Origin of the sequence: Bacillus sp. E214 (genome assembly GCF_008087365.1) — a bacterium.
Taxonomy (GTDB): domain Bacteria; phylum Bacillota; class Bacilli; order Bacillales; family Pradoshiaceae; genus Pradoshia.
Window position 1 is genome coordinate 960,284 of the sequence record NZ_VENN01000001.1, and the last position, 24,118, is coordinate 984,401.

General features: G+C 36.3%; 15 protein-coding genes and 1 pseudogene. 2 read left to right on the forward strand and 14 right to left on the reverse strand.

The window, feature by feature from the left end:
- Window positions 1-26 precede the first annotated feature (26 nt).
- The 12 genes from FHY47_RS04490 to htpG all read right to left on the reverse strand — a co-directional run bounded on the left by FHY47_RS04490 (window position 27) and on the right by htpG (window position 23,068).
- Entirely contained in the window at window positions 27-3,146 is a 3,120-nt protein-coding gene (locus FHY47_RS04490) for an alpha-mannosidase (RefSeq protein ID WP_148629738.1), read from the reverse strand.
- A 488-nt stretch (window positions 3,147-3,634) separates the two neighbouring features.
- Window positions 3,635-5,140, reverse strand: a complete 1,506-nt coding sequence (locus tag FHY47_RS04495; RefSeq protein ID WP_139891905.1) for a response regulator transcription factor — start codon at window positions 5,138-5,140, stop codon at window positions 3,635-3,637.
- On the reverse strand, window positions 5,133-6,923 hold the full coding sequence (locus FHY47_RS04500; RefSeq protein WP_140461483.1) for a sensor histidine kinase: 1,791 nt from the start codon (window positions 6,921-6,923) through the stop codon (window positions 5,133-5,135). Before FHY47_RS04500 ends, FHY47_RS04495 begins: the two co-directional genes overlap by 8 nt.
- A gap of 134 nt (window positions 6,924-7,057) precedes the next feature.
- Window positions 7,058-8,509, reverse strand: a complete 1,452-nt coding sequence (locus tag FHY47_RS04505) for an ABC transporter substrate-binding protein (RefSeq protein ID WP_066103711.1) — start codon at window positions 8,507-8,509, stop codon at window positions 7,058-7,060.
- Between the two features lie 20 nt (window positions 8,510-8,529).
- Complete coding sequence (locus FHY47_RS04510) at window positions 8,530-9,462, reverse strand: carbohydrate ABC transporter permease (RefSeq protein WP_139892019.1); 933 nt, start codon at window positions 9,460-9,462, stop codon at window positions 8,530-8,532.
- Window positions 9,463-9,558: 96 nt separating this feature from the next.
- Window positions 9,559-10,488, reverse strand: a complete 930-nt coding sequence (locus FHY47_RS04515; RefSeq protein ID WP_066103708.1) for an ABC transporter permease — start codon at window positions 10,486-10,488, stop codon at window positions 9,559-9,561.
- A gap of 445 nt (window positions 10,489-10,933) precedes the next feature.
- Window positions 10,934-14,041: an alpha-mannosidase gene (locus FHY47_RS04520; RefSeq protein WP_148629739.1), complete on the reverse strand. Its 3,108-nt coding sequence runs from the start codon at window positions 14,039-14,041 to the stop codon at window positions 10,934-10,936.
- Between the two features lie 17 nt (window positions 14,042-14,058).
- Window positions 14,059-15,939, reverse strand: a complete 1,881-nt coding sequence (locus tag FHY47_RS04525) for a family 20 glycosylhydrolase (protein WP_148629740.1) — start codon at window positions 15,937-15,939, stop codon at window positions 14,059-14,061.
- A gap of 26 nt (window positions 15,940-15,965) precedes the next feature.
- Window positions 15,966-16,595 carry a YesL family protein gene (locus tag FHY47_RS04530; protein WP_139891901.1) on the reverse strand — a complete coding sequence of 210 codons (630 nt, stop codon included), beginning with the start codon at window positions 16,593-16,595 and terminating at the stop codon, window positions 15,966-15,968.
- Window positions 16,596-16,634: 39 nt separating this feature from the next.
- Window positions 16,635-17,930, reverse strand: coding sequence for a glycoside hydrolase family 125 protein (locus tag FHY47_RS04535; RefSeq protein ID WP_262365965.1), 1,296 nt, complete (start codon window positions 17,928-17,930; stop codon window positions 16,635-16,637).
- 32 nt (window positions 17,931-17,962) lie between these two features.
- The gene (locus FHY47_RS04540) at window positions 17,963-20,662 is read right to left on the reverse strand and encodes an alpha-mannosidase (RefSeq protein WP_148629742.1); all 2,700 of its coding nucleotides are present in this window, start codon (window positions 20,660-20,662) and stop codon (window positions 17,963-17,965) included.
- A 525-nt stretch (window positions 20,663-21,187) separates the two neighbouring features.
- The gene (htpG, locus tag FHY47_RS04545; RefSeq protein WP_066103698.1) at window positions 21,188-23,068 is read right to left on the reverse strand and encodes a molecular chaperone HtpG; all 1,881 of its coding nucleotides are present in this window, start codon (window positions 23,066-23,068) and stop codon (window positions 21,188-21,190) included.
- 255 nt (window positions 23,069-23,323) lie between these two features.
- On the opposite strand from htpG, the gene FHY47_RS04550 reads away from it, so the two are divergent.
- Window positions 23,324-23,506, forward strand: coding sequence for a hypothetical protein (locus FHY47_RS04550; protein WP_066103696.1), 183 nt, complete (start codon window positions 23,324-23,326; stop codon window positions 23,504-23,506).
- Window positions 23,507-23,520: 14 nt separating this feature from the next.
- Window positions 23,521-23,769: a spore coat protein gene (locus FHY47_RS04555; protein ID WP_066103694.1), complete on the forward strand. Its 249-nt coding sequence runs from the start codon at window positions 23,521-23,523 to the stop codon at window positions 23,767-23,769.
- A gap of 11 nt (window positions 23,770-23,780) precedes the next feature.
- On the opposite strand, the gene FHY47_RS18845 is transcribed toward FHY47_RS04555, so the two are convergent.
- Both FHY47_RS18845 and FHY47_RS04560 read right to left on the reverse strand, forming a co-directional pair.
- The gene (locus tag FHY47_RS18845; protein WP_187393432.1) at window positions 23,781-24,011 is read right to left on the reverse strand and encodes a hypothetical protein; all 231 of its coding nucleotides are present in this window, start codon (window positions 24,009-24,011) and stop codon (window positions 23,781-23,783) included.
- Window positions 24,004-24,107 (reverse strand): annotated as a pseudogene (locus FHY47_RS04560) (Arm DNA-binding domain-containing protein); the annotation flags it as partial. The gene FHY47_RS18845 and the pseudogene FHY47_RS04560, both read right to left, overlap by 8 nt.
- Window positions 24,108-24,118: the final 11 nt, after the last annotated feature.

Here is a 24,118-nt window from a genome sequence, read left to right on the forward strand (position 1 = left end):
GCGATACAAGATGAAAATCTAAGTGATTAGAATGTGACTAAAATCGTTTTTACTTCAAACGGCTTAAGATAGGAGGATAATTTATTTTTTTGAACCGGAACAGCGTCTTGTTTTTCCTCCAATAAGTTCGTTTCATCAGCAGAAAAAACCGACTTTACAAATGTTACTTGTACTTCTTCCCTGCCGCCGCTTGATTCGTACATTCTTAAAATGATCCCCTTACCATCTTCAGAGGGTTTCAATGTATCTAGAATAGCGTGTTTGCTCTTCAAATCGATAAAAGAATTTGAGTTTGGAAGATTTCCACTATGAGAGGAGGCGTTTACACAAACGATAGGGTGATTCAATTCATAACCTCTCTTAACTACTTCCGCTTCTCTCCAATCCCCTTCATGTGGAAGCAGCGAGTAGGTAAATTCGTGATTACCTAAGTCAGCTGTTGGATCTGGCCATTTAGAAGCTCGAAGTAAAGATAGACGAAGGGTATTATGTTTTACGTCATATCCATACTTGCAGTCATTGAGCAGGCTGACACCATACCCCGCTTCAGAAAGATCCGCAAAACGATGACCGCACACTTCAAACTGTGCTCTCTCCCAACTTGTATTCGTGTGATTTGCTCTCTCCACTGATCCAAATGGAATTTCATATGTGGCTTTTTGACAAAGGATATCAACAGGAAAGGCTACTTTTAATAATTTGTGTTGCTCCTGCCAGTTCACTTTTGTATGAAAATCAATTCGACTACTATGATGGTAAAGAATCATTTCTTGTTCAATAATGGAATTTGACAACTGCCATTTAAAACGAATGGAATCCTGTGTCTCGCCTTTTTGAATATCTTTACCTAGCAAAACTATTGAATCAGCAGGCTGGTCATTAAATTTTGGATCAATATCCCAGGCATCCCACACGATCGGCCGGTCATGAAACAACTGAAATTGGTTGGCTAGTGCACAAGGTGCTAAAACCTCACGTTGTGCCTTTTTGTCATACAAGCGGAGCATTTCCCCTTTTTCATTCCATTCCACTAAATAATATTCAGTTTCCCATCGGCTACCTACTTCCTCATTCACTTTTATACTTGGATTATCATAATCCTTTAACCAGATAGTCTTGTAGCCAAGTTGAGGAATGTCAGATACATAAATAGATAATTCCAGTTGGCCATTTTTCAGCTGGCGGATGTCTGACGGCAAAAAGTCACCATCCTTATTAAGCGCTTTCTTACCTGCCAATTCAAATCCCCCGATAATTCTTACCGTTTCTGACCTCGCCCATGACAAACTGTTAAATAGAAGGAATGGGGTTCCTTCACCCAGCGTATTTATTTGCTTTTCTAATACTACAAGAGCATTATTTTTAACATGCTCACCGGCAGTAAAAATTTCCTTGTAATCAGCTTCTGACTTTTCATACACCTCAGGAATTGATGAACCCGGAATAATATCGTGAAATTGGTTAAGAAGAAGTGATTTCCACCCTTTTTCCAATGACGGAGCAGTACCAACGTTTGCAAAGTAAGCTGCCATAGTACTCCAAAATTCTGCTTCTCGAAAAAGAACCTCAGCCTTACGATTCCATTTCTTATTCCGGGCATGTGTTGTGTATGTCCCTCGGTGAAGCTCTAAATACATATCTCCAACCCATGTCGGCAAATTGGGATCTTCTTGTTGAATACCATCAAAGAATTCGTGTGCTGTACTATTCACCACTGCTGGAAGTCCGGGAAGGGAGGTAGAGCGGTTTATATAATCAATCATTTCTTGTGTAACACCTCCACCTCCATCCCCGTGACCATAGAGAAGCATTTGTTTTGGATATAGTTGCTTTTGTTTATAGCTCCTCCAGTGATTATCAATTTCTTTTGGATGGGTATATTCATTCAAACCATGATTTAAATAGGAAAGAATTCTTGTTCCATCAATTCCCTCCCAATGAAATAAATCATATGGGAATGGATTAGTATCATTCCAGTTCATTTTGGTTGTCATAAAGTACTCTAATCCTGCTTTCTTTAACAATTGAGGTAGAGAGGCGCAATATCCAAATGTATCTGGAAGCCACTCAATTCTTGGCTGTTGACCGAATTCATCTTTATAGAACTTCATTCCATATAAGAGTTGACGCACCAATGATTCGCCAGAAGGTATATTTAAATCAGGCTCTACCCACATACCACCGACAATTTCCCAGCGGCCATCGGAGATATGCTTTTTAACCCTCTGATAGATGTCAGGATAATATTCTTTTACAAATGCGTATGCTTGAGGTTGACTTTGAGCATAGGTAAAGTTCGGATTCTCATCTAGTAAAGTACTCATCGTCGAAAAAGTACGACTGCACTTTCGGACAGCCTCCTTCATCGGCCATAACCAAGCTAAATCAATATGGGATTGACCGACCATTAACATCTGTCCCGGTATGCTACCAGGTAAATGTGCCAGATGTTTAATTAGCTTTTCTTCTATTTCTTTTATCCGTAAACTTTCACGTAAAGATTCAGGTTTTTCAAAAAGAACTTGATACTGAACTTCATTTAGAGCTTCGAAGATTTTTCCTCTTATTAAATCATCTTCAGGGAGCAATTTTGCAGTCTCAAAGTAACATGTAACAGTTGTTAAAAGACTTTTTATTGCTGGATTCGGCAATTCCAAGCACCCATTTATCAGATAAAGAGAAGGCGGGTCATATTCCGCAGGTTCATTTTGATGATTTAATTCATCTACTGCCTGAGGAACAGGATTAAATAATTCTATTTTGATATTAATTTTTTCTTTTCCCCTTGCTTTATCATTAAATGGCACATAATTTCTGTTTCGATCAATCCCTTGATAGGGCAAGCCATCGATCGAAACCAAACCCTCATGATGAGTTGGTCGTCCCTTTGCCCCAACTAGAAAATTTAATCCAAATTGTTGCTTTCTCCATTTTTCTGGTATGTATACATCTTTTTCAAGAAACATAGTTGTACCTGAATTGATTAACCAATCACCATTATTAACTAAAGGAGAACTTTCAGATTCTAATACATACTTAATAGGTTCCTCATATATCGCACGTTTCGTACGCCAATCGGAAATGGGTATAGCTTCTAGAAGTTGGTGATCTGCTAGATAACGAATGAATCGTTCTATTCTTTCCATTACATATCCCTCCAGGTACCTATTGAACAAATTAATAGACAAATTGTATGGCAGATGATAGGTCAGTATCATACTTTCCCATCAGGCACCAACAACTCAAATTACAAAAATCAGGCATTCTAAAAAACCTAGTGCTTTATCTTTTATCAGAAACTCTTCTAAATAAATTCTCCTTACCGTGTATCCAGATTTATCCTGTCGATGAATCAGGCTATGAGAGTTCATGGACATTTATTCAAACAATTATCTTAATCTTCATCTTTCTAAATAGGATGTACTGGTATAAATATGTAATCATTTTCATAATTTTAGCAATAATAAATGCCCCTTCCTATTGGGGAAAATATAGATTCATTGGATAAAATAAAGAATACTCAAATAGAAGATGCAATAAAAAAACGTATCAATTTGATACGTTTTTACTGGTAAATTCATGTGATATGAAAGTGGCCTAGCGATTTATCTTCAATTCCCTTCCACCAGATTATTCAAATCTTTCTCCATTCACTAGGTGTTGTCCCTATATTTTTCTTAAATTGTTTATAAAAGTAGGTTGTATCAGAATATCCTACTTTTTTGCCGATTTCCCCAGCGCGATAATGAGTTGTTTTTAATAATTCCTTAGCTTTTTCTAATCGATATCGATTCAGGTATTCAGAAAACACCAAGCCAACTTCTTTTTGGAATAATTGGCCTAAATAAATGGCGTTTATATGAAACTGCTGTCCAAGTGTTTTTAATGACAGACCTTCATGATAATGTGAATGAATATACTGAAGCACATTTTGCACAATCGGACTTCGACTATGAGTATGTTGATGAATGGCTTGGAGTAAATCATGACAGTACTCTTTTAGGATGGTTGTCATATGACTGATTTCAGTACTATAGACAATCCTTTCAACAGCTGCAGTATATTGAGAAAAATCATCGTGCTGTATGGAATAGTGGATATAGCAGATTAAATCAAATGTATATTTTTTCACTACTTGAGGAGAGATTAAATTTGACTGCTGTGTCAAATTTTCAAAGAAATGATCAATCTCCAATAAGAATACGTCTTCCCCATTCATTAGTTTTTTCACGATATTTTCTTTAATTTCTTTTTGTCTCTTTATTTCTTCCTGCCGATCCATTGCATTTTTATTGGAAATAAGAACATTGGGTTCGAAATTTAACTGCAGCAAACTATTTTCCCTTGCATTCGCAAAACTGTCCTCAAATCCATCAAGCGTATTGACTACCTTTCCCATAGATAAATAAAATAGTCCGGTCCCTAACTGTTCTTTATGTAAATGTTCGACTAGATTTTGATTTTGTCTCAATATATCCTCTTCATCATAACCTCCATAGATGATTACGATTTCCTGGAAAGGGCTAAAGAGACAAAGTGCTGAATAATTTTCCTCAATAAAGCTACGAACTTTGTTTAGTATCTCTCCATCTTGGTAATTCTCAATATTTAATATAGAAACATTATAAAGCTTTTCATTAAACTCAATACTGTATAATAACAACCTTTCATGAAAATCGTGCTGATCTATTTCACCAGTTAAATAGTTCCATAACGTATTATCCAACAGAGTTGTCTCATCATGCTGCTGCCTGGTGTTTACGATCGAATTTAACTTTCGGCCTGTATTTTGGATAGTTGTTAATAATTCTTCTTCATCTACTGGTTTTAGCAAATAATTCTCAATGCCTAACAATAATCCTTGTTTTATATACTCAAACTCTTGATAACCTGTTAAAACAATACTCTTAATCTCAGGCTTTATTTTATTCACTTCCTCAACTAAATCCAAGCCAGACATTTCGCCCATTAAAATGTCCGTGATAAGAATGTCAATTGGATGATTAATTAAATAAGCAAGAGCATCCTCCCCGCTTTCGGCAGTATAGGCAATTTCAAATCCATAATCCTCCCAATCTATTATGGCCTTTAGTCCTTTTGTGATAATCGGTTCATCATCTGCTAATAGTATCTTATACATGTTTGATCTCCTGCACAGGAATAGACAACTTAACCGTTGTACCTTGATCTTTGATGCTGGTCAAGGAAATTCCAAACTGGTCCCCATATTTAAGCTTTAGACGTTGATGAATATTTCTTAATCCGATTGATTTCACACCATCACCTTCTTCATGATTAATATGTTGAACAATGATGTCTAGTTTATCTTCAGACATTCCTTTGCCATTATCTTTCACGATGATATCTATTTTTTCACCTACTTGGTGGGCAAGGATTAATAATTCATTATTAAATTGATTTTTTTTGAAACCATGAGCAAAATAATTTTCAATTATTGGCTGTAATATTAATTTTTGTACCATTGTTTGTTCCACTTCATTTGGAATGTTGATATCCACACTTAATTTATCTGGATATTTAAATTGCATCAATTTCAAGTATTGATTAACATATCTGATTTCAGTGTAAAGCGGTACGGTATCTTTAGATTCCAAAGTATAACGAAAAAGCTTAGATAAATGAAAAATCATTTTACTGGATGTTTTAGAACCCTCTACAACTGCAACCATTCGGATGGCCTCAAGTGTGTTAAATAGAAAATGCGGATCTATTTGTGCCTGAAGGGCTTTTAATTCGGCTTGCTGCTGCTTCATATTCAACAGGTAGGATTGTTCAATATACTTATTTAGCTCTGTTAACATCGAATTGATATTGATAGATATCTTCGATAATTCATCTTCTTGCTTTGATATCGGAATTCGTGCATTCAAATCACCATTTTCTACCTTACGAACTATCTTTACGATGTTTTGAATTCGACGGGAATAATTCCTGGTAAAAGAAAAAGTTATTAAAATAGCAGCTAAAATAAGAAAGCAAATAACAACCCACATAGTCCCTCTAATGATCGTCAGCTTTTGCCATCCTTTATCGGGAATAACACTTATGTAAGTAAATTCCCCCATATTAGCAATCGTGTTTATGTGATAGTTTTCTTGCTTCCACTCTATTTTCGTCTCATTTGTTTCTCGTTTCACTTCCCTAATCATATCAATCGGGATACCTTTATTAACCGAATAAGCAATTTCTCCATTTCTATCAATAAGAAAGAAAGATACTGGTGCTCCTTCTTGCTTTCTTAACATTTTGTCTAACCATTCTGTTGAGTAGTAAAATGATATTTCACCAATTTTTTTCAGTGTTACTGGGTTATTCAGTATGATTCTTTTTGTTATTGTGTTTCTTAACTTTCGTTCTTTTAGCAAACCATCCCTGTTTAAGTTAGGTATTCCCTGAGAAAGAGAAGGATCTGCATTTGTACCAAGGTCAATTACGCTTTTATTCCAGCGGACATTATTATTGATTAATAAATATTCAATAGATTGATTCTCATATGAACGTAAACTAATGGCATTTAAATCACTATCCTGACTAAAATAACCATTAAAATAGATATCAATATTATTAGGAGTAAAAGATTTACTTTTCGAAAATCTATCTAAATGGTACTCCAAGTATTTTCCATAACCATTGTTGAGAGCGAAAGTTATATCATTGATCATTTCTCCATTTATATAAAGATCTCTTATAGCTCTATTAATATCTGCATCCTTGGATGAAAAATAATCTTCTACTCTTTCTAATGTCCGTGTATTAATATTAACTTCCTTTTGAATAATAATATCGGAATAATAATTTGAAACCGTAACAAATAAAATGATAACGGTTACAACAATAGTGATAGAGGATATCAAAAACAGTCTATTAAATACATTTTGCGTAAAGCGTTCTTTAAATTTCATATTAGAATCCTTTAGTATACAAATTGTATATATGTTAATTATAACATCGAATAGCAATATTTAGGTTATTAGGTTAAAAAGGAGTATGGTAAATAAAATCAAGCTGGAATGCACCAGCTTGATTTTTATGTTTATTATTGTTTGCTTTTCCATTCATCATATTGCTTTTGAATTTCTTTTAATACTTTATCGATTCCAGCCTCTTTCAATTTTTTATTGAATTTAGGCAGATATTCTTCCGGATCCACTGAACCTGTTCCAAGCGCCGGATAAAACTCCTTCGAAATATTCGTTATCGAAGCAAGCTCTGAGCGAACTGGATCACTATTAAAATTGAAACCAAGGGTTGGTGATTTAACGGCAGAAGCATTAAATTCTTCGAATTTCTCCCATTTATCCTTAGGATCTTCTTTGTATAGGTCTAGGATGAAATGGTTTCCTAAAGAATAGGATGGCATATTATAGCTGTCGATACGTGCAGGAAGATCTTCTATTGTTCCATCTTCGTTTTTCTTATAGTGGGTGCCCTCAATTCCTTTATCTACGAGGTTACGAAGATAGGAATCTGTATTAAGCAAATTTAGGAATTCCATTGCTTTTTTAGGATTTTTAGATGTAGCCGAAATGGCCTGAATTGAACCAGAAACAGAGTCATTTACAATGGTTGGCGGTTCAGCAGGTGCAGACACAACCTCGTATTTAGCTGAACGGGACCAAAGTAAATCAGCATATGGCTGTGATCCACCCATACGTACAAACCAATTTTCCACATCCATTGGCCATGTGTCTTTACTTGTAGCAGCATCTTCTTTTAGATAGCCAGCTTTATAATATTTATGCATCGTTTTAAACATATTCATAGCTTCATCTGTATCAAATGGATTAATCACTTGATCTGTTTCCCCTTCAAATGGGAATGCAAAGGGCATTTCACCATTAAAGACATAGTCATAGCGTAAAAATGCTTTAAATGTAGCCATTGGTGTAACACCAGATTCTTTTTCCTTAATAGTTTTCAGCATTGGCTCTAAATCTTCTAAAGAACCCACTTTAGAAATATCGAAGTTGTATTGGTCTACAAGTCGTTTATTAAACGTATAAACCGTTTGTCTTGCTACCTCTTTATTAGCAGGAATACCATAAATTTTACCATCAATCTTGATACCTTCTAAAAACTGAGGATCAATAACCTCTTTCATCTCTTTTCCTTCATTATTCAACATATCATCAAGAGCCATAAATGCACCCTTTTGGGAATTTTGAACATAATCGGTTCCGTTTGTAAAAATGATGTCAAATTGTTCACCTGAATTGATCATAACTTGCGATTTTTGAGCCCAATCACCCCAATCAATTTGAGTCATTTTCACAGTGGCATTTATTTTCTCCTTTAGGTACTTATTTACCTCATCGAATACTTTATCCGTATCCTTTTGAGGTGTTCCGATGGTGTACCATTTAATTTCGTATGGGTCTCCATCTTTTCCGCCGTTTTCCTCATTTGAGCTTTCTTTGCTGGTGCATGCAGATAGGATTGTTCCAATCGATAGAACTAGTGCTAATAGAATCACAAATTTTTTCTTCATACCTCTCTCCTCTTTCTATATTATTCTTTAACGCCGCCAATAGTTAGTCCGCTGATGAAGTACTTTTGGAAGAACGGGTATGAAACTGCTATTGGTAACGTGGCGATAACAACCATTGCCATTTTAGCTGACTCTTGTGGAATCGTATCAAATAAACTTTGTTGTATTGAGCCAACATCTAAATTTTGCCTCATAAATTCAAGGTTTGCTTCTATTTTCATTAGTAATGCTTGTAACGGCACTAAATTCGGATTATCTATATACAACAAAGCCGTAAACCAGTCATTCCAATAACCTAATGTGCTAAACAATGCAATTGTGGCAATACCCGGTAATGACAGTGGAAAGATGATTTGGAAAAAAATCCTCCATTCACTAGCTCCATCAATTCGCGCTGATTCTAATATTGATTCGGAAACTGATTTCAGGAAAAATGTCCTCATTATGATGATATAGAAAGCATTCAATGCAAGCGGTAAAATTAATGCCCAAATTGTATTTTTCAATCCTAAAAATTGAGTAACAATTATATAAGTCGGTACTAGACCGCCGCTGAAAAGCATTGTGAAAAAGGCTAGGAAAGTAAAGAATTTCCGATATTTAAATTGCGGTCTTGAAATAGCGTAAGCATAAAAGGTAATCATTAACACACTTATAATGGTCCCGAGGATAGTAACAAGAATGGTAACGCCATAAGAACGGAATAATCGTTCCTTCATACTCCATAAATAAAGATATGCATCAGTACTCCACTCTTTTGGAAATAGCTGAAATCCATTTCTTACAATACTTTCTTCGCTTGTAAAAGAAATTATGATGACATAGATAAATGGAAATACACACATGAATGCTAATATTGCCAGAAACACACTGATAATTATGTTTACGACAGGGGAGATTTGCTGGGGGTCTCGATACTTTTTCCTTGTCTTATCCCCTCTTAGCTCTCCCATCGATTGTGAAACGACAACCGGTGCTGGATCTTGCTCTAGTTTAGCCATAAAGTTAGCCGCTTGAGCGACTCTCCCTCCTTTCCGAAGAAAAAAACTTTAAAACAATGCACTTTCCTCATCAATTTTTCTGACTATGTAATTCGTAATCATGACAAGGGTAAAACCTACAACGGACTGATAAAGACCGGCTGCTGTACTCATACCGATATCCCCAAGATTCATAAGACCTCGGTATACGAATGTATCAATAACATTTGTAACCGAATACAATGCTCCGGAATCTCTTGGTACCTGATAGAACAATCCGAAGTCCGAGTTAAAGATCTTTCCGATATTCATAATGGTTAAAATAATCATTAATGGCTTAAGCATTGGTAAAGTAACATGTTTTATTTGCTTCCATTTTGAAGCACCATCAATCATTGCTGCCTCGTAATATGTTCGGTCAATTCCAACTATAGATGCTAAATATACGATACTGCCGTAACCTATACCTTTCCACAAGCTCATAAATACTAGAATAAATGGCCAATATTTTGACTCGCTATACCATGAAATGGGATCAATATTGAACCAACTGAGTACATGATTCATTAGGCCATGATCAGTACTTAAGAAAGTAAAAACAAAATAGCTGCCAATAACCCAGGAAATAAAATGTGGGAAAAGGATAGAAGTTTGATAAATTTTTGATTGCTTTTTATTCACTAGCTCATTAAGCAAAATGGCTATTCCCACAGCAGCAATAAGCCCAACAACAATAAAGATAATATTATATAAGAGAGTATTTCTTGTTATAATCCATGCATCATTTGTACTGAACAAATATTTAAAGTTATCCCAACCTACCCATTCACTATTGATAACGCTTGCAAAAAAACCGTCTGGATGGATTCGAAATTTCTTAAAAGCTAATACTTGTCCAAACATAGGTAAATAGGAGAATACCAATAACCAAATGGTTCCAGGCAGGACCATTAGAAGCCAGACTCGATTTTTATATAGATCACGTGCAAATCTTTTCAAGTGTTTTTACCTCCCTCCAAAAAAATGTAAGCACTTACATAACTATATTTTATAGGGAATAGAGCTTAATTTATAGTTGACTAATTTAGGATTAACTGGAAAAAACTTAGAAACAAGATGTTTTTTAGGACTTTTCATAAAGAATAACAAAATCGATTAAAAGATGAATTACTAAACGGCATTAAACGACATCTTTCAGCAATTTTTAAAGCTTAACCTACAACTAGGTTAACATGGCATAATTTTAAGATAGTAATCTTCATGCTATTTTACTTTGTTGTATTTACTAAACACTTTTACGTAATTTAATAAATTTTTAAACAATGTAAGTTTACCTAAAACTTGAAGTTATGTAAGCTGATGCTAAAGCGAAATAGTAAAAGCGAATTGCCTATATAAATACAAAAAATGAACGGAAAGAATGATCAAACCGTTCATTTTCTGTTTATGTTATTCTGATTGTTTTTATTTCATAAGGCCTAATTTCCAACTTAATCGGTGCAGATGATTCTGTACCGATAGGTTCTTCCATTAAATTCGTCTCAATCCATGATGAGGTATCTGTGTGGAAATTCAAGGATACCGTACCTCTGCGTCCCTCATATTCATGAATCCGAACGATAATCCCTATTCCATCATGAGCAGGCTTAATAGCATCTATCCAAACATGGTCCGAATCAGTTTCTAAGTAAGACTCCTCCCTCGTCCATTTTCCTTCTGTAGATAAAACCGGTGCATTTAAATCCCAAGCTTTTTCCACTGTTTTCGCTATTCTCCAATCTCCTATATGCGGATAAAGAGAATAAGTAAAGGAATGTTGCCCCTGATCAGCTTGAGGATCTGGATGAATTGCCGATTTTAATAAAGTTAAACGCATCACGTTCTCCTTGATGTCATACCCGTATTTTGAATCATTTAGCAAACTGACTCCAAAATCTGGTTCTGATAGGTCGGCCCACTGATGACCGACAGTTTCAAACCTTGCCATATCCCAACTGGTATTCCAATGCGTAGGACGCTTTACATTACCATATTGAATATCATAAGTAGCTTCTGTAGACCGAATATCAACAGAGAACGATGCTTTGAGCAACTTCCTTTTTTCATGCCAATCAACATCAGTTATAAAATCAATCCGTCGATCATTATGATAAAATCTGATTCGTTGAGTAATGGACGAATGATGATACTTCCAAGTAACAAGAAGGCTAAAGAAAAGCTCACCATTTTCCTCCACTTTAAATGTACTAATATCACGAATTTCTTCCATTTTTTCTTGATAGAATAGATCAATATCCCAAGCATCGTGTGCAAGAGGCTTATCTTCAAAGATTTGCAACACATTTCCATTTTGACCATCTGCTAAAATATTACGATTTGTTTCTTTATCGTAAATTTTGATCATCTGACCATACTCATTCCATTCAACTTGGTAGAATGCCGTTTCTAATTTTCTATTATGATAAATAAAATTAGAAGCTGCTGGAATTATTTCATCCGGCTCAAAATTTAAGACAGCTACACCAAAAGAAGGTAGGTTTTTCACTTCAATTAACCACCCATTCTCACTCTTTTGATGGTTTAACTCATGTCCTTCTCTATCTGTCCAAACCCCAGCGTTAAATTGTGCGAATTGAGACACGAATACATTCCTTTTATCCTTACAATGAGTAGCATTAAATAAAATCGCAGACTGTCCCTTCTCTTCAACGTTCTTACTAATAATGTTTGCTTCCACTTGTTGAACAATCTGTAGTGCTTCAGCGTATTCTTCCATCGCATCTTCATATACTTCATGTATCGAGGAACCAGGGATGATATCATGAAATTGATTTCTTAATATAATCTTCCAACCATCCTTAAGTCGGTCAAATCCTAGCCATTCTCCCTTGTCAGATAACCAAGAGGATAGGAATTCTGCCCTTCGGTATAAGAGCTCCAGTTGACGATTCATCTTTTTCATAAATGCTTGGCTAGTATAGGTTCCACGGTGATATTCAAGATATAGTTCGCCGTCCCATTTATGAATATAACCATCGGACTTTTCTACATTTTCGTGCAGTTTTCTAAAAAATTCTCCTGCCCCGGATGTTTTCACATTCGGCATTCCCGGCAGCTGATCGAATCTGCGGCGCATTTCAAGCATATGGCGATTAACGCCACCCCCACCGTCACCGTACCCGTATGATAGTAGAAGATCCTTGGATAAATCCTTATCGCGATAAGCTTCCCAAATCCCTTTTACTGTTTTCGCTGTAATGTAGCCGTTATATGTATAGAACCACGAGTCCGGCTCGTTCCAAGGTTCAGGTGTAGTGATAAAATGAGTTAATATCTCTGACCCATCAATCCCCTTCCAAAAAAATGTATCATGCGGCATACGGTTATACTGATTCCAACTAATCTTAGTGGTCATCATCGTTTTGATCCCAGATTTTTTTAATATCTGCGGCAACGCCCAGCTATAGCCAAACACATCCGGTAACCAGAGATAGTCACAATCGATGCCGAACTCTTCCTTAAAAAAATTCTTCCCATAAAGAATTTGACGGACAAGCGACTCACCACTAGGGATATTACAGTCGGCTTCCAGCCACATCGCTCCTCCTGCTTCCCAATGACCTTCTGCAATTCTCTCTTTTATTTGCTCGTATATTTCAGGATAGTCAGCTTTAATATAATCATAGAGCTGCGGTTGTGTTTGCAAGAAGTGATATTCTGGAAACCGATTCATTAGATTTAGTACCGTTGAAAAGGATCGGGCTGCTTTCTCCCTCGTATTTCTTAACCGCCAAAGCCAGGCAACGTCGATATGTGTATGGCCGACTGCATGTATCGTAATATCTGAATTTTTATCAACTGATCTAAGCGTTTCTTTTATATCGGTCTCCGCTTCATAACATGATTCATAGAATTCAATGCTTCCTGGATCAGTCCAATTAATTCGGAATAAAGCGTCCTGAATCATTTTCTTTAAAAACGAATAATGAGAATCTGCTTCCATGCTTTCTTTTAATACCTCATAAGAAGCTAAAAGGGTATAGTATAAATCATCAATACGAGTATCCAGCCAGCCAATCTTCGCGGTTTGGAGTTTAAATTCATTTTCAACAGGAGGGCCTCCGCCTTCAAAGCCGGACCATAATCGAAAATCTAATCGTATGGATCCTTGCGACGTCTCTTGGTCGAAAAGAACTTCTTCATGATTGGAATCTACTCCTTGTACGGGCTTTCCATTAATAAATAATAAGGACTCAAAACCAGAGTTATTTCCTCCTCCTGTTTTCCCAAAAGAAAATAGTCCGACAATTTGTTTATTATTATATGGGAGGTGGCTATCGACATTAGCATGTATCCACATGTAACGATCTCGTCCCTTCCAATAGTTGCCTAACCTCATTTGATGATGTTCATCGTATTCCAATGGTGGAAAGGCACCAATCCTACCATTGTCACTGCAGGTGTTAAATTGAGGAATATCATAGCAGTCACGGTAACGATACTCCCCTAGTTCTTGAATACGTGCTTCAAACTTTCTTTCGGTTAAAAACATGTTTTCACTCCTATGTTTTAGATTGAAAAATTACCAGCAGTGACAATTCGATGATATATATTCCCACCTACTAATCCATCTACAATCTCCCAAGGTCCATCGTGAAGCAGTCGTTTTTCATCTAATTCATTAATTTGATCAATTCTTCCATCAAGCCACTCATTGAGACGATATTTTATGGTGTCAATTCTTGTAATAACCCCCCCATAGCGGATATCAATAACTTCCCAACCGAATGGTTTATAGGCTGTAAACCAAATATCACGATGTTTTTGACGGAGCAGGTCCACGTTAGTTTGAATCCAATCGAGTTTAGGTAAGAATGAACGGATCTGTTCAACATCCTTTTTGTCATAAAGCTCCTTTAACTGAAGGCCTATTTCCGCCTTCACACTCAACACTCTAGCCAGCTGCCCATAAAAGTCGAATAAATGCTCCCAATCAGGATTATGAAGTTTAGCCTTTTCAATCTCATAAACTAGCTTATTATAATGTTCGCCAAGCCCTAAACCTCGAACATTCTCATCATAGAAACCGATTAAAATATCTTGATACAATAATATCTTCGAAGTCATAGATGTGTTCATATTATTCTCCATGACTCCTGGCGTTTCATCCAAGTGTTTCAAAATCATAAAATCTTCAAAGTGTCCTTGACAGCAAAATGCAAAGCGGTCGCCGACTTGTTCATTCGTTACTACTTGGTGATAGGTATGTTCAGCAAATAATTGAAGGATCGGATAAGCCGTTGAGAAAGGTGTCTCTGCTCCATTATCACCCCAGAGTGTAACAAAGACTTCCTTAACTCCTTCTTTTTTACATGCGGCCATAGCTGCTTCAGTAGTAGCAATTGCTTTTCCGTAATTCGGTGCAATTCCATTCCATGTCCATGCACCGCCAGCGAAAATTGGTAGGCGACCTAGATCTTTATGATGTTGGATATATTCTTCATATACCTCCTGCTCTTTACGATAATAATTCCAATAGACAAGGTCTACATCCGGAATTCCACCTAAAATTTCTTCGCTAATATGACCTTTTTCATCATGGTATTTACTATCCTTGGAGAATAGAGGGAAATACATATCACTCCATATCATTGGTTTATAGCCATACTTTTCGGTAATTGCTACAACCTTTTGTATGTGGCGGTTCATAATTTCAATATGATTCACATAACCGTGGTTTTCCAAATACCTTCCAAGTCCTAACTGGAAAGTTTCATCCATTCCAATATGAATACGTTTCGTATGGAAAGCTTCAGAAACGGCTTTAATACAGTTCTCCAAAAATTCATAGGTCTTCGGCTCATCCACCAATAGGATATCATCGGTATCTCTAAATTCAGAAGCATAGTTCCACTTCAGCGCTTCCCGTAAATGCCCTAATGTTTGGATACATGGAATCATTTCAATTCCAAGTTTATTGGCATAATTATCACATGCTTTTAGCTCTTCAATTGTGTATCGTCCTCGCATATAACCAAAATAAGGATGCTCCTTAACTTCATAAGTGTCCTCTGTGTAAAGCATCAATGTGTTAAGTCCCATAATTGCCATTTTTTGCAGCAGCTTTTCCAATTCAGTAACTGTTGGGACGGCATTCCTTGAGGCATCAAGCATTACACCACTCATTTCAAAATTCGGGTCTTCTGATATATCAAATTCATGGTTTTTCTGATAATTCTCAATCCACAAACCTAAAGCACGAAAAAAATGTACCGGCTGATCATAGCTAATTTCCCCGCTACCGTTTTGATTAGCAACCCTAAGCTGTCCACTTTCATTTTTCACCTGAATGGGATGCCCTTCCGTGGAAAGCTCTATATTTAGATGCTTAGACAGAATCTCTATACCATTTTGTACTGAATTTACATCTCCCTTAATATGCAATTTCAAAATAAACTCCTCCTTAAAGATTGTTTTTAGTAACCTTTATTGCTACTTACTTGACTATCTAAAGCTGTAAATCGGCTAAGACAGATTCTCATCATCCAAAAGGCAGGCGCAACTGCAGACACAAATAGAATAAGACCTGGATACTCATTAATCATATAGCCAATCAGGATAAGGCCAATCAAAATGAGTATAGTAGAAGGCAAGCTGGTCGCTGCAAACAGAAATGACTGTTTAATGTAATCCCTATTTGGTAGTTCATAATGAGCATAGATTGCAAAAAAGTACCCAATCGCTAAAAATAACACGCATACAAGAATGTATAAGAAGATAGAAAGAAAACTAGCCAAAAAGCCTGTCATCACTTGGTCAACTATTCGAATATCAATAAACAGGAAAAGTCCGATGCCATAGAAAATCAAGCCATTTACATTACTTCTTCTCCATTCTTGAAAATAAATCTGCTTAAATGTTTTTAAAACAGGTACATCCGTTTCGTTTCTAATCCATTTTCTTAATATCGTAAATAAAGCCACCGACGCAGGGAAAAATCCGAATATGCCTAATCCAAGGATAGTAAACGCAAACCAACACCAATTGACTAAAATCACTCTCCAAATCCACTCACAAACACCAATGATCCATGGCACTTTTTTCATTGCTTCATCCCCTCAAATGAAAATTCTCCTTCAAGATACTTATTGATTTTTAATCAATTGGTGATAAAGCGGGCTTCCTTTTACCGCTTTCCCCGTTAAACTTAATACAAATTCACTAAACATTGTGTTAGCCCAAGCAAACCAATCTCTTGTAAATTCTTCTGGGCAATCGGCGTTAAAGCCCTCATGCATATACGCCGTTCCGCCATCAGTTGTTTTAAAATAGTCTAGTATCATTTGTTTTTCGCCTTCAACCGTTGTCGTCATTCCTTGAATTGCAAGTGCAATATGCCAGATATAATGATCAGGTGTATGTGGACTTCCGATTCCATTTGCAAATTTCCCTTCATAATAATATGGATTATCCCTACTTAATATAAATTGGCGTGTATTCGCATATACTTGATCTTCATATGGCATGTATCCTAAATAAGGAGCAGCCAGCAGGCTTGGAACATTCGCATCATCCATTAAATTGACCCTGCCCTCACCATCCGTTTCATATACATACATGTCACCGTTAATTGGGTGAGAGAACTTGGCAAAAGTTTCGATTCCTTGTTTTATTTCATTGCGAAGATTCAGACATTCTTTGCTTAATATTGGTAGGTTCAATACTTGATTGCTGATTTCAGCTGCATATTCAAGTACTACCACTGCAAACATATTAGAGGGCACTAAATACCCGTAAGTACAAGCGTCATCACTTGGACGGAAGGCACTCCATGTCATTCCGGTCGGTACAACATGTCCTCCTTTTCCATGACGTATTAATGTGTCGGACTGACGAACTTCTGCACGTTCAAACCGGTATGGTGAATGATTTTCATGATCCTGCTCCGTTCTCCATACATGAAGAATTGTTTTCATAACATCCTGGAACGATTCTTGTAAAAACGCAGTACGTCCTGTAGACTTCCAAAATAGGTAAGCCAGTTGGATTGGATAGCACAAAGAATCAATTTCATATTTTCGTTCCCAAATATGTGGGGTCATCGTTGTTCTGTCGGTTTGATAACCTTTGCCGTTGGCACTTTCATTAAAAGCATTAGCATACGGATCATGAAGTATAAAAGAAAACTGTTGGCGAATTACTCCTTCGATTAAATCCGCTAATTCTTCATCTTCTTCTGCTGCCAGTAAATAGGGCCTTACTTGTGCAGCTGAATCGCGGAGCCACATTGCCGGAATATCACCGGTAATTACGAAGGTTTTGCCATCTTCCTGTTTTTTTAAAGTCGTTGTAAACGTATTAACAAAACATTGCTCAAACATTCTTTGTAATTTTGCGTCTTCCGGAAAAAAGTCATTTACATGTTTGATAAGTCTCTGCATTGATTTAGGAATAGTTATCATCAATTCACACCCTATCCTTTTCTTTTAAATCCAAGTGTAATGATTTCTGCATTTCCTGCTTCATATTGATTTTCTGTCAAAGTTGTTGAATCTTCCAAGATATTACTCTTGTACGATTGATAATCTTTGATAGATGCTTTTAGTATCGCATTCTTTTCACCAGGATTAAACCAGCGAATCATGATATCATCACGATCTTCCGCTACTTTCATAGAGGACCATGCTAGTCCCTTGTCTTCAGATTGTACAAATTGATGTATTGGTGGCCTTGTACCTTTATGTATAGTTGGTTGAACAATAACAAGAGGTACTTTAAATTGGTAAGCATCAACAAAAGCTTGTGATTTAATCACATCTTTTTCATGTGACAGTACTTGCCACTCTGCTGTCTGGATTCCTAAGCATTGTGCTTCAGGTGTCGAAAAATATCCCCAGTCTCCGAGCTCAGCTACCGAACGGAGAACAGTAATTGCGATCGTACCGTCTTCTGGCAGGATTTCATATTCTTGAAGACCATGGGTTGCCACGGTTAAGCCCATTTGCTCATCTGCTATACTGCTAAATCGCTGCTGATGGTGACAAAAGCTAGGATTATCCCATTCTTTTTCTGGTTTATTGGGACGAGTAACAATTTCAAATATACTATCTGCTTTGTGAGTTTCTGTCTTTAAACCAGTTGGGAAAAGCACACGGAGACGATGGTCTGTTGCTTGATTATCAATGGTCAGCGTAAAAACCGGACCTTTCATTCCTTTTGCCAGTGTGACAACAGTTCGTAAAGTAATTGTTGTCATTTCACCAGATCTACCTGCCTCCCGTTCTTTATGCCAAACTAATTGGTTCCTTTCTAAGGCTAATCGCTCATCCGCACATGCTGGAATTGATAACGTATGAGTATACTGGAGTACAGTTTTGAGTTTACTTTGTTCCAACCATGAAAATTCGGCTGCTATCCCCTTTGTATTGATGGAGGCATGCCCCTCTGTTTCCTTAAACATATATTCGTTTCCAATATCACCAGTGTCTTCATATATACCAAGATGATGAAATACTTCTTCCGTTAGTTTATTCATTAAATCAAAGCTTCCATCTCCATGAAAATGTAAATGAACATACTCATTTTCCATTTCAAATCTATCATTCTCAGTTTCTCTTGTTTCAGCTAGATGTGCTGGAACCTTTTCTGGTAAAAGGTAGAACGTTTTATAGCCAAATGAAGGAATTCCTTCAGCGAAGAATGATAGCTTAGCCCGTTTAGCAAAAAACGGCTGTCGAAATTGATCGTCTGGTAAATCATATCCAAATTCAATAACAGGTTTTTCAAGGTAATAATCTATTGCCTTTCCTTGATTATCTACGAGTTTATAATAAGGTAATTCTCTTTCCTTAAGATAATTTGGTATTTCTTTAAAATCCATTTGAGAAAAAAATATTTTATCCAGATCGATTTCTTTTATGACTACTTCATTTTTCTCCCAACCGGTTGTATTAATTACAAGGAGTGGGATCCCGCCATCCGGTGTTTCAGATGTATCAATTCTTTCAGCAATCTCAGCAGCAAGTTCCTTAACAAATACATCTCCCATCTGCGAAACTGTTTCAAAACGTGTGACCATTTCACGATGGACTTCATCTACACTGCAGCCACAAATGCTATCATGTGGGTGATTCTTCATCAGTGTTTTCCACATAAAACGGATATATTCTCTCGGGTAATCCCCTCCGGCTAAAAGGTTAATAGCTGCAAGTGGTTCCACGACTTTTTCCAGCAATATTTGACACCTCGTATTCCATTGCTTTAAATAAATACGGCTTGATGCCGTGTTGACAAGGGTAGACCAGCCATCTGTTCGCTGGTTGCGAAGCTCACCTTCAATGATTTGCAGGTTATTGGGAAGTGAGACTTTTAATGCTTGTATATATTCAGCAAAGCTGGAGTGTTTAAATGTATAATCTGGATATAGAGCACCGGCTGTTTCAATTGCTTGCGGTATTGTTTTTTGCAATGGCTGATGGTCGCAGCCGTTCATGAATAATAATTGATTAGTCGAGGCATATTTCTCTGCATCCTGGATTTTTTTATCCCAAAATACCTTTGCTTCTTCCTCATCAACTGGAATTTCATTCCCATTCGAATACCAATTCGCAAAAAGAATACCTAAAACACTAGAACCGTCTGGCGATTTCCAAACAATCTCGGAATAAGGGGATTCAAAGTTTGGTGTATCCGATACTGTATTATTAAAGCCAGTAGGCTTAACACCACGCCCAAATGCTGCTGTATCAATGCCCGCCTGTTTCAGAATTTGAGGTGCCTGTCCATAAATCCCAAATGTATCCGGAAAATAGCCAATTTTTGAAGCATGGCCATAGACTTCCGTATCATACAAACCAATCTGTAAGTTCCTGATATTAGCTTCAGAACTGGTTAAGAAAGCATCCTGCAACACGTACCAAGGACCAATATAAAGTTTTTTATCTTCAATCAATTGTTTTACGATTTCAAAATTTTCAGGGTGGACTGCAAAATAGTCCTCTAAAAGGATTGTCTGGCCGTCAAGATGAAACGATTTAAATGTATTACCATCCTTCTTAAATTGCTCAATGATACTATTCATGAGTTTGATAAAGTAAAAACGATGTTTTTCAAAAGGTAAATACCACTCTCTGTCCCAGTGAGAATGAGAAATTATATGGGCAGTCTTATTCATAAAGACTTTTCCTCCTTTGGTGATTTACACTCAACAAGAAAGCGCTGTCATTTTTTTGTAAATAGATTCCTTCAATATCTACAATAAAAAAACCAAGTTCTTCTAGCAATAGAATAGAGGAAAGTCATAAAGTTATTACAGTAGATATTAAATTAGTCCAGTGAATTTGTTATGTAGTTTAACTTTATCTTTTAGATACAATTTCTTTGGATTATTAAAATGCATTATTCATACCTTCCTGTATAAAGAAAATTACAATTATGAAAATGATGGAAATCACCCAAAATGCAAAGGCCTAATCTTCTATAATGAATGGTACAGAGAATATTTATACGATGGTTATCTTAACTGCTGTATACGCTCCTTCCTCTACTTGTCCTTCTGTATCATCACATCTACAATGTGCTTATACGAACAAAAATTTATTCTAATATCCTATATATAATAGAGCTGGAAAAGATGCTATATATATAAAAGCATCAGTCTACCCATCTCCTAGGGTAGACTGATGCTTTAAGGTTATGATTAAACCATTACTTTACAAATATTATTTGTAAACTCAACTGGGTCATTGATTGGCAGTCCTTCTATTAATAAGGCCTGGTTATACAATAGCTCAGTATATAAATCCAGCTTGGATTTATCCTGTTCATAAGCTGCTTTTAAAGATTGGAAGACTTCATGATTTGTGTTGATTTCCAATACTTTATCTGCCTTCACATTTTGATTATCAGGCATAGCATTCAAGATTTTTTCCATTTCAATCGTGATTTCTCCATCAGCGGATAAACAAACAGGGTGTGTTTTTAAACGTTTGGAAGCCCGGACATCCTTCACTTTGTTTGTAAGTAATTCCTTCATATAATTGAATATCTCAGTATTTTCTTCTTCTTGTTCATCCGTTTGCTTGTCTGAAGAATTGCGATCAATACCAAGATCTCCGCTGGAGACAGATTTAAATTCTTTCTCTTTATAGTTCATGATCATTTTAACGGCGAACTCATCAATATCTTCAGTGAAGTACAGGATTTCATACCCTTCATCTAGAACAAGCTCTGTTTGAGGAAGCTTTTCTATTCTTTCATAGGAATCACCGGTTGCATAATAAATGTATTTTTGATCCTCTGGCATTCTCGACACATACTCATCAAGAGTCACCAATTTCTTCTCTTTGGAAGAGTAGAACATTAGCAGATCCTGTAAAGCTTCTTTATTTGCTCCAAAATCACTATACACGCCAAATTTAATTTGACGGCCGAAGGATTTGTAGAATGAATCGTATTTCTCACGGTTATTTTTTAATAATGATTGAAGCTCACTCTTAATTTTTTTCGAAATATTTTTTGCAATAAGCTTTAATTGTCGGTCATGCTGCAGCATTTCCCTTGAAATATTCAGTGATAGATCCTCTGAATCGACCATCCCTTTCACAAAGCTGAAATGGTCAGGAAGTAAATCAGCACATTTCTCCATGATCAGAACACCGTTTGAATACAGCTCCAGCCCTTTTTCAAACTCCTTGGAGTAATAATCGAAAGGAATATTCTCAGGGATGTAAAGAATTGCATTATAACGGATTGTTCCGTCTACATTGATATGCAAGTGTTTAAGCGGCTTATCAAAGCCGTAATGCTTTTCATGATAGAAGCTTTCATAATCTTCATCCGTTAATTCACTTTTATTCTTTTTCCAAATCGGAACCATACTATTGATGGTTTGTTCCTCAATAATATTTTCATATTCATCTTCGCTGCCCTCAATTAGGTGCTTCTCTACGGTATCCATTTTGATTGGATAGCGAATGAAATCGGAATATTTCTTGATAATGGATTTTAATTTATATTCATCTAAATATTGATCGAAATCTTCTTCCTCTGAATTTTCTTTAATCGTAAGAATGATTTCAGTACCGATTGTTTCCTTTTCGCATGGAACAATCGTATATCCTTCCGTACCTTCTGATTCCCATTTATACGCGGTATCAGAATCAAGCGCTTTACTGATTACTGTCACTTTATCAGCTACCATAAACGCTGCATAAAAACCAACGCCGAATTGTCCGATAATATCATGGCCATCTTTTGATTCATTTTCACTTTTAAAAGCTAAAGATCCACTTCTAGCTATCGTACCAAGGTTATTTTCAAGTTCTTCTTTGGTCATCCCAATACCAGTATCCAAGATGGATAAGGTTCTATTTTCTTTGTCTGCACTTACTTTTATGTAATAACTTTCTTTATTAAATGTTAAGGACTCATCTGTTAATGCCTTGTAGTAAAGTTTATCAATCGCATCACTGGCATTTGAAATAAGTTCACGCAAAAACACCTCGCGCTGAGAATAAATTGAGTTAATCATCATTTCCAATAATCGTTTGGATTCTGCTTTAAATTGCTGTTTTTCCATTTTCGTCTTTTCCCCTCCATCGTGTTCTGTAAAGAAAGAATATCCGGCAATTAGCACTCATGAATATCGAGTGCTAATTGCTATCTATTTTTAATTATTCACAATTTTAATATGGTGTCAATATTTGTAGGATAACTTGTTCGTGTAAAAGTAAAGTGAAGTGATTCACTGATAAGATCAACAACCTTTTAGAAATGCATATTTTATGTGGTTTTAGCAGATAGTAGGAGTGTATTTTTATTGAGGAGTGATAATATGCCAAACTTAAATGAATTAGAACTTCAGAACCTGCGTCATATGATCGGCTCGCATGGCACCCTAGCCACTAAGCTTGATTATTATGCACAGCAATGTACAGACCCAGAAATCATACAACAGCTACAAAAAGATGCTCAAGACGCAAGAAATCATAAAGAAGACCTAATGAAATTTTTATAAAAGGAGGATTTGTCATGCAGGAAAAAGAAATGATTAATGATTATTTATCAGGATTAAACAGTAGTCTTACAGGTTATGCGTCTATTATTGCACAGACAGAAAATCAGGAATTAAGACAAAAGGTTCAAGATATGAGAAATCAAGATGAACAAAGACAATATCAAGTCTATTTACTGGCTAAGCAAAGAGGCTATTATAAACCAGCACAGCCTGCAACCGAAGATGAAATCATGACCGTCAAGAATGAATTATCGCAGGGATAACAGACAGGTCTTTATTTAACCCTCTTCTTGACAGGGTGGGGGTCGCTGGTTCGAACCCAGTCGGGATCACACTTTACAAGAAGGCTTAAACCTAATGGTATCAAGGGTTTGAGCCTTTTTTCTATTTTTAGTAAAATTAATATTCCATAAACCGATTCGCCTCCTAATAAGAATCTTTGCATGAATATGCCTAAGATTATGAAGTGGCATGGAACCTTCGCCTTTTTAATTAAGCGCTTCACGTTTTGTTTTAAAACCACTTCGATAAATCTGTTTCCTCTTGCCAGTAAGTGTGTCAGCACCGGCATCTATCCAAACGACCATACTTTACCAACTTTTTAACTGTCAA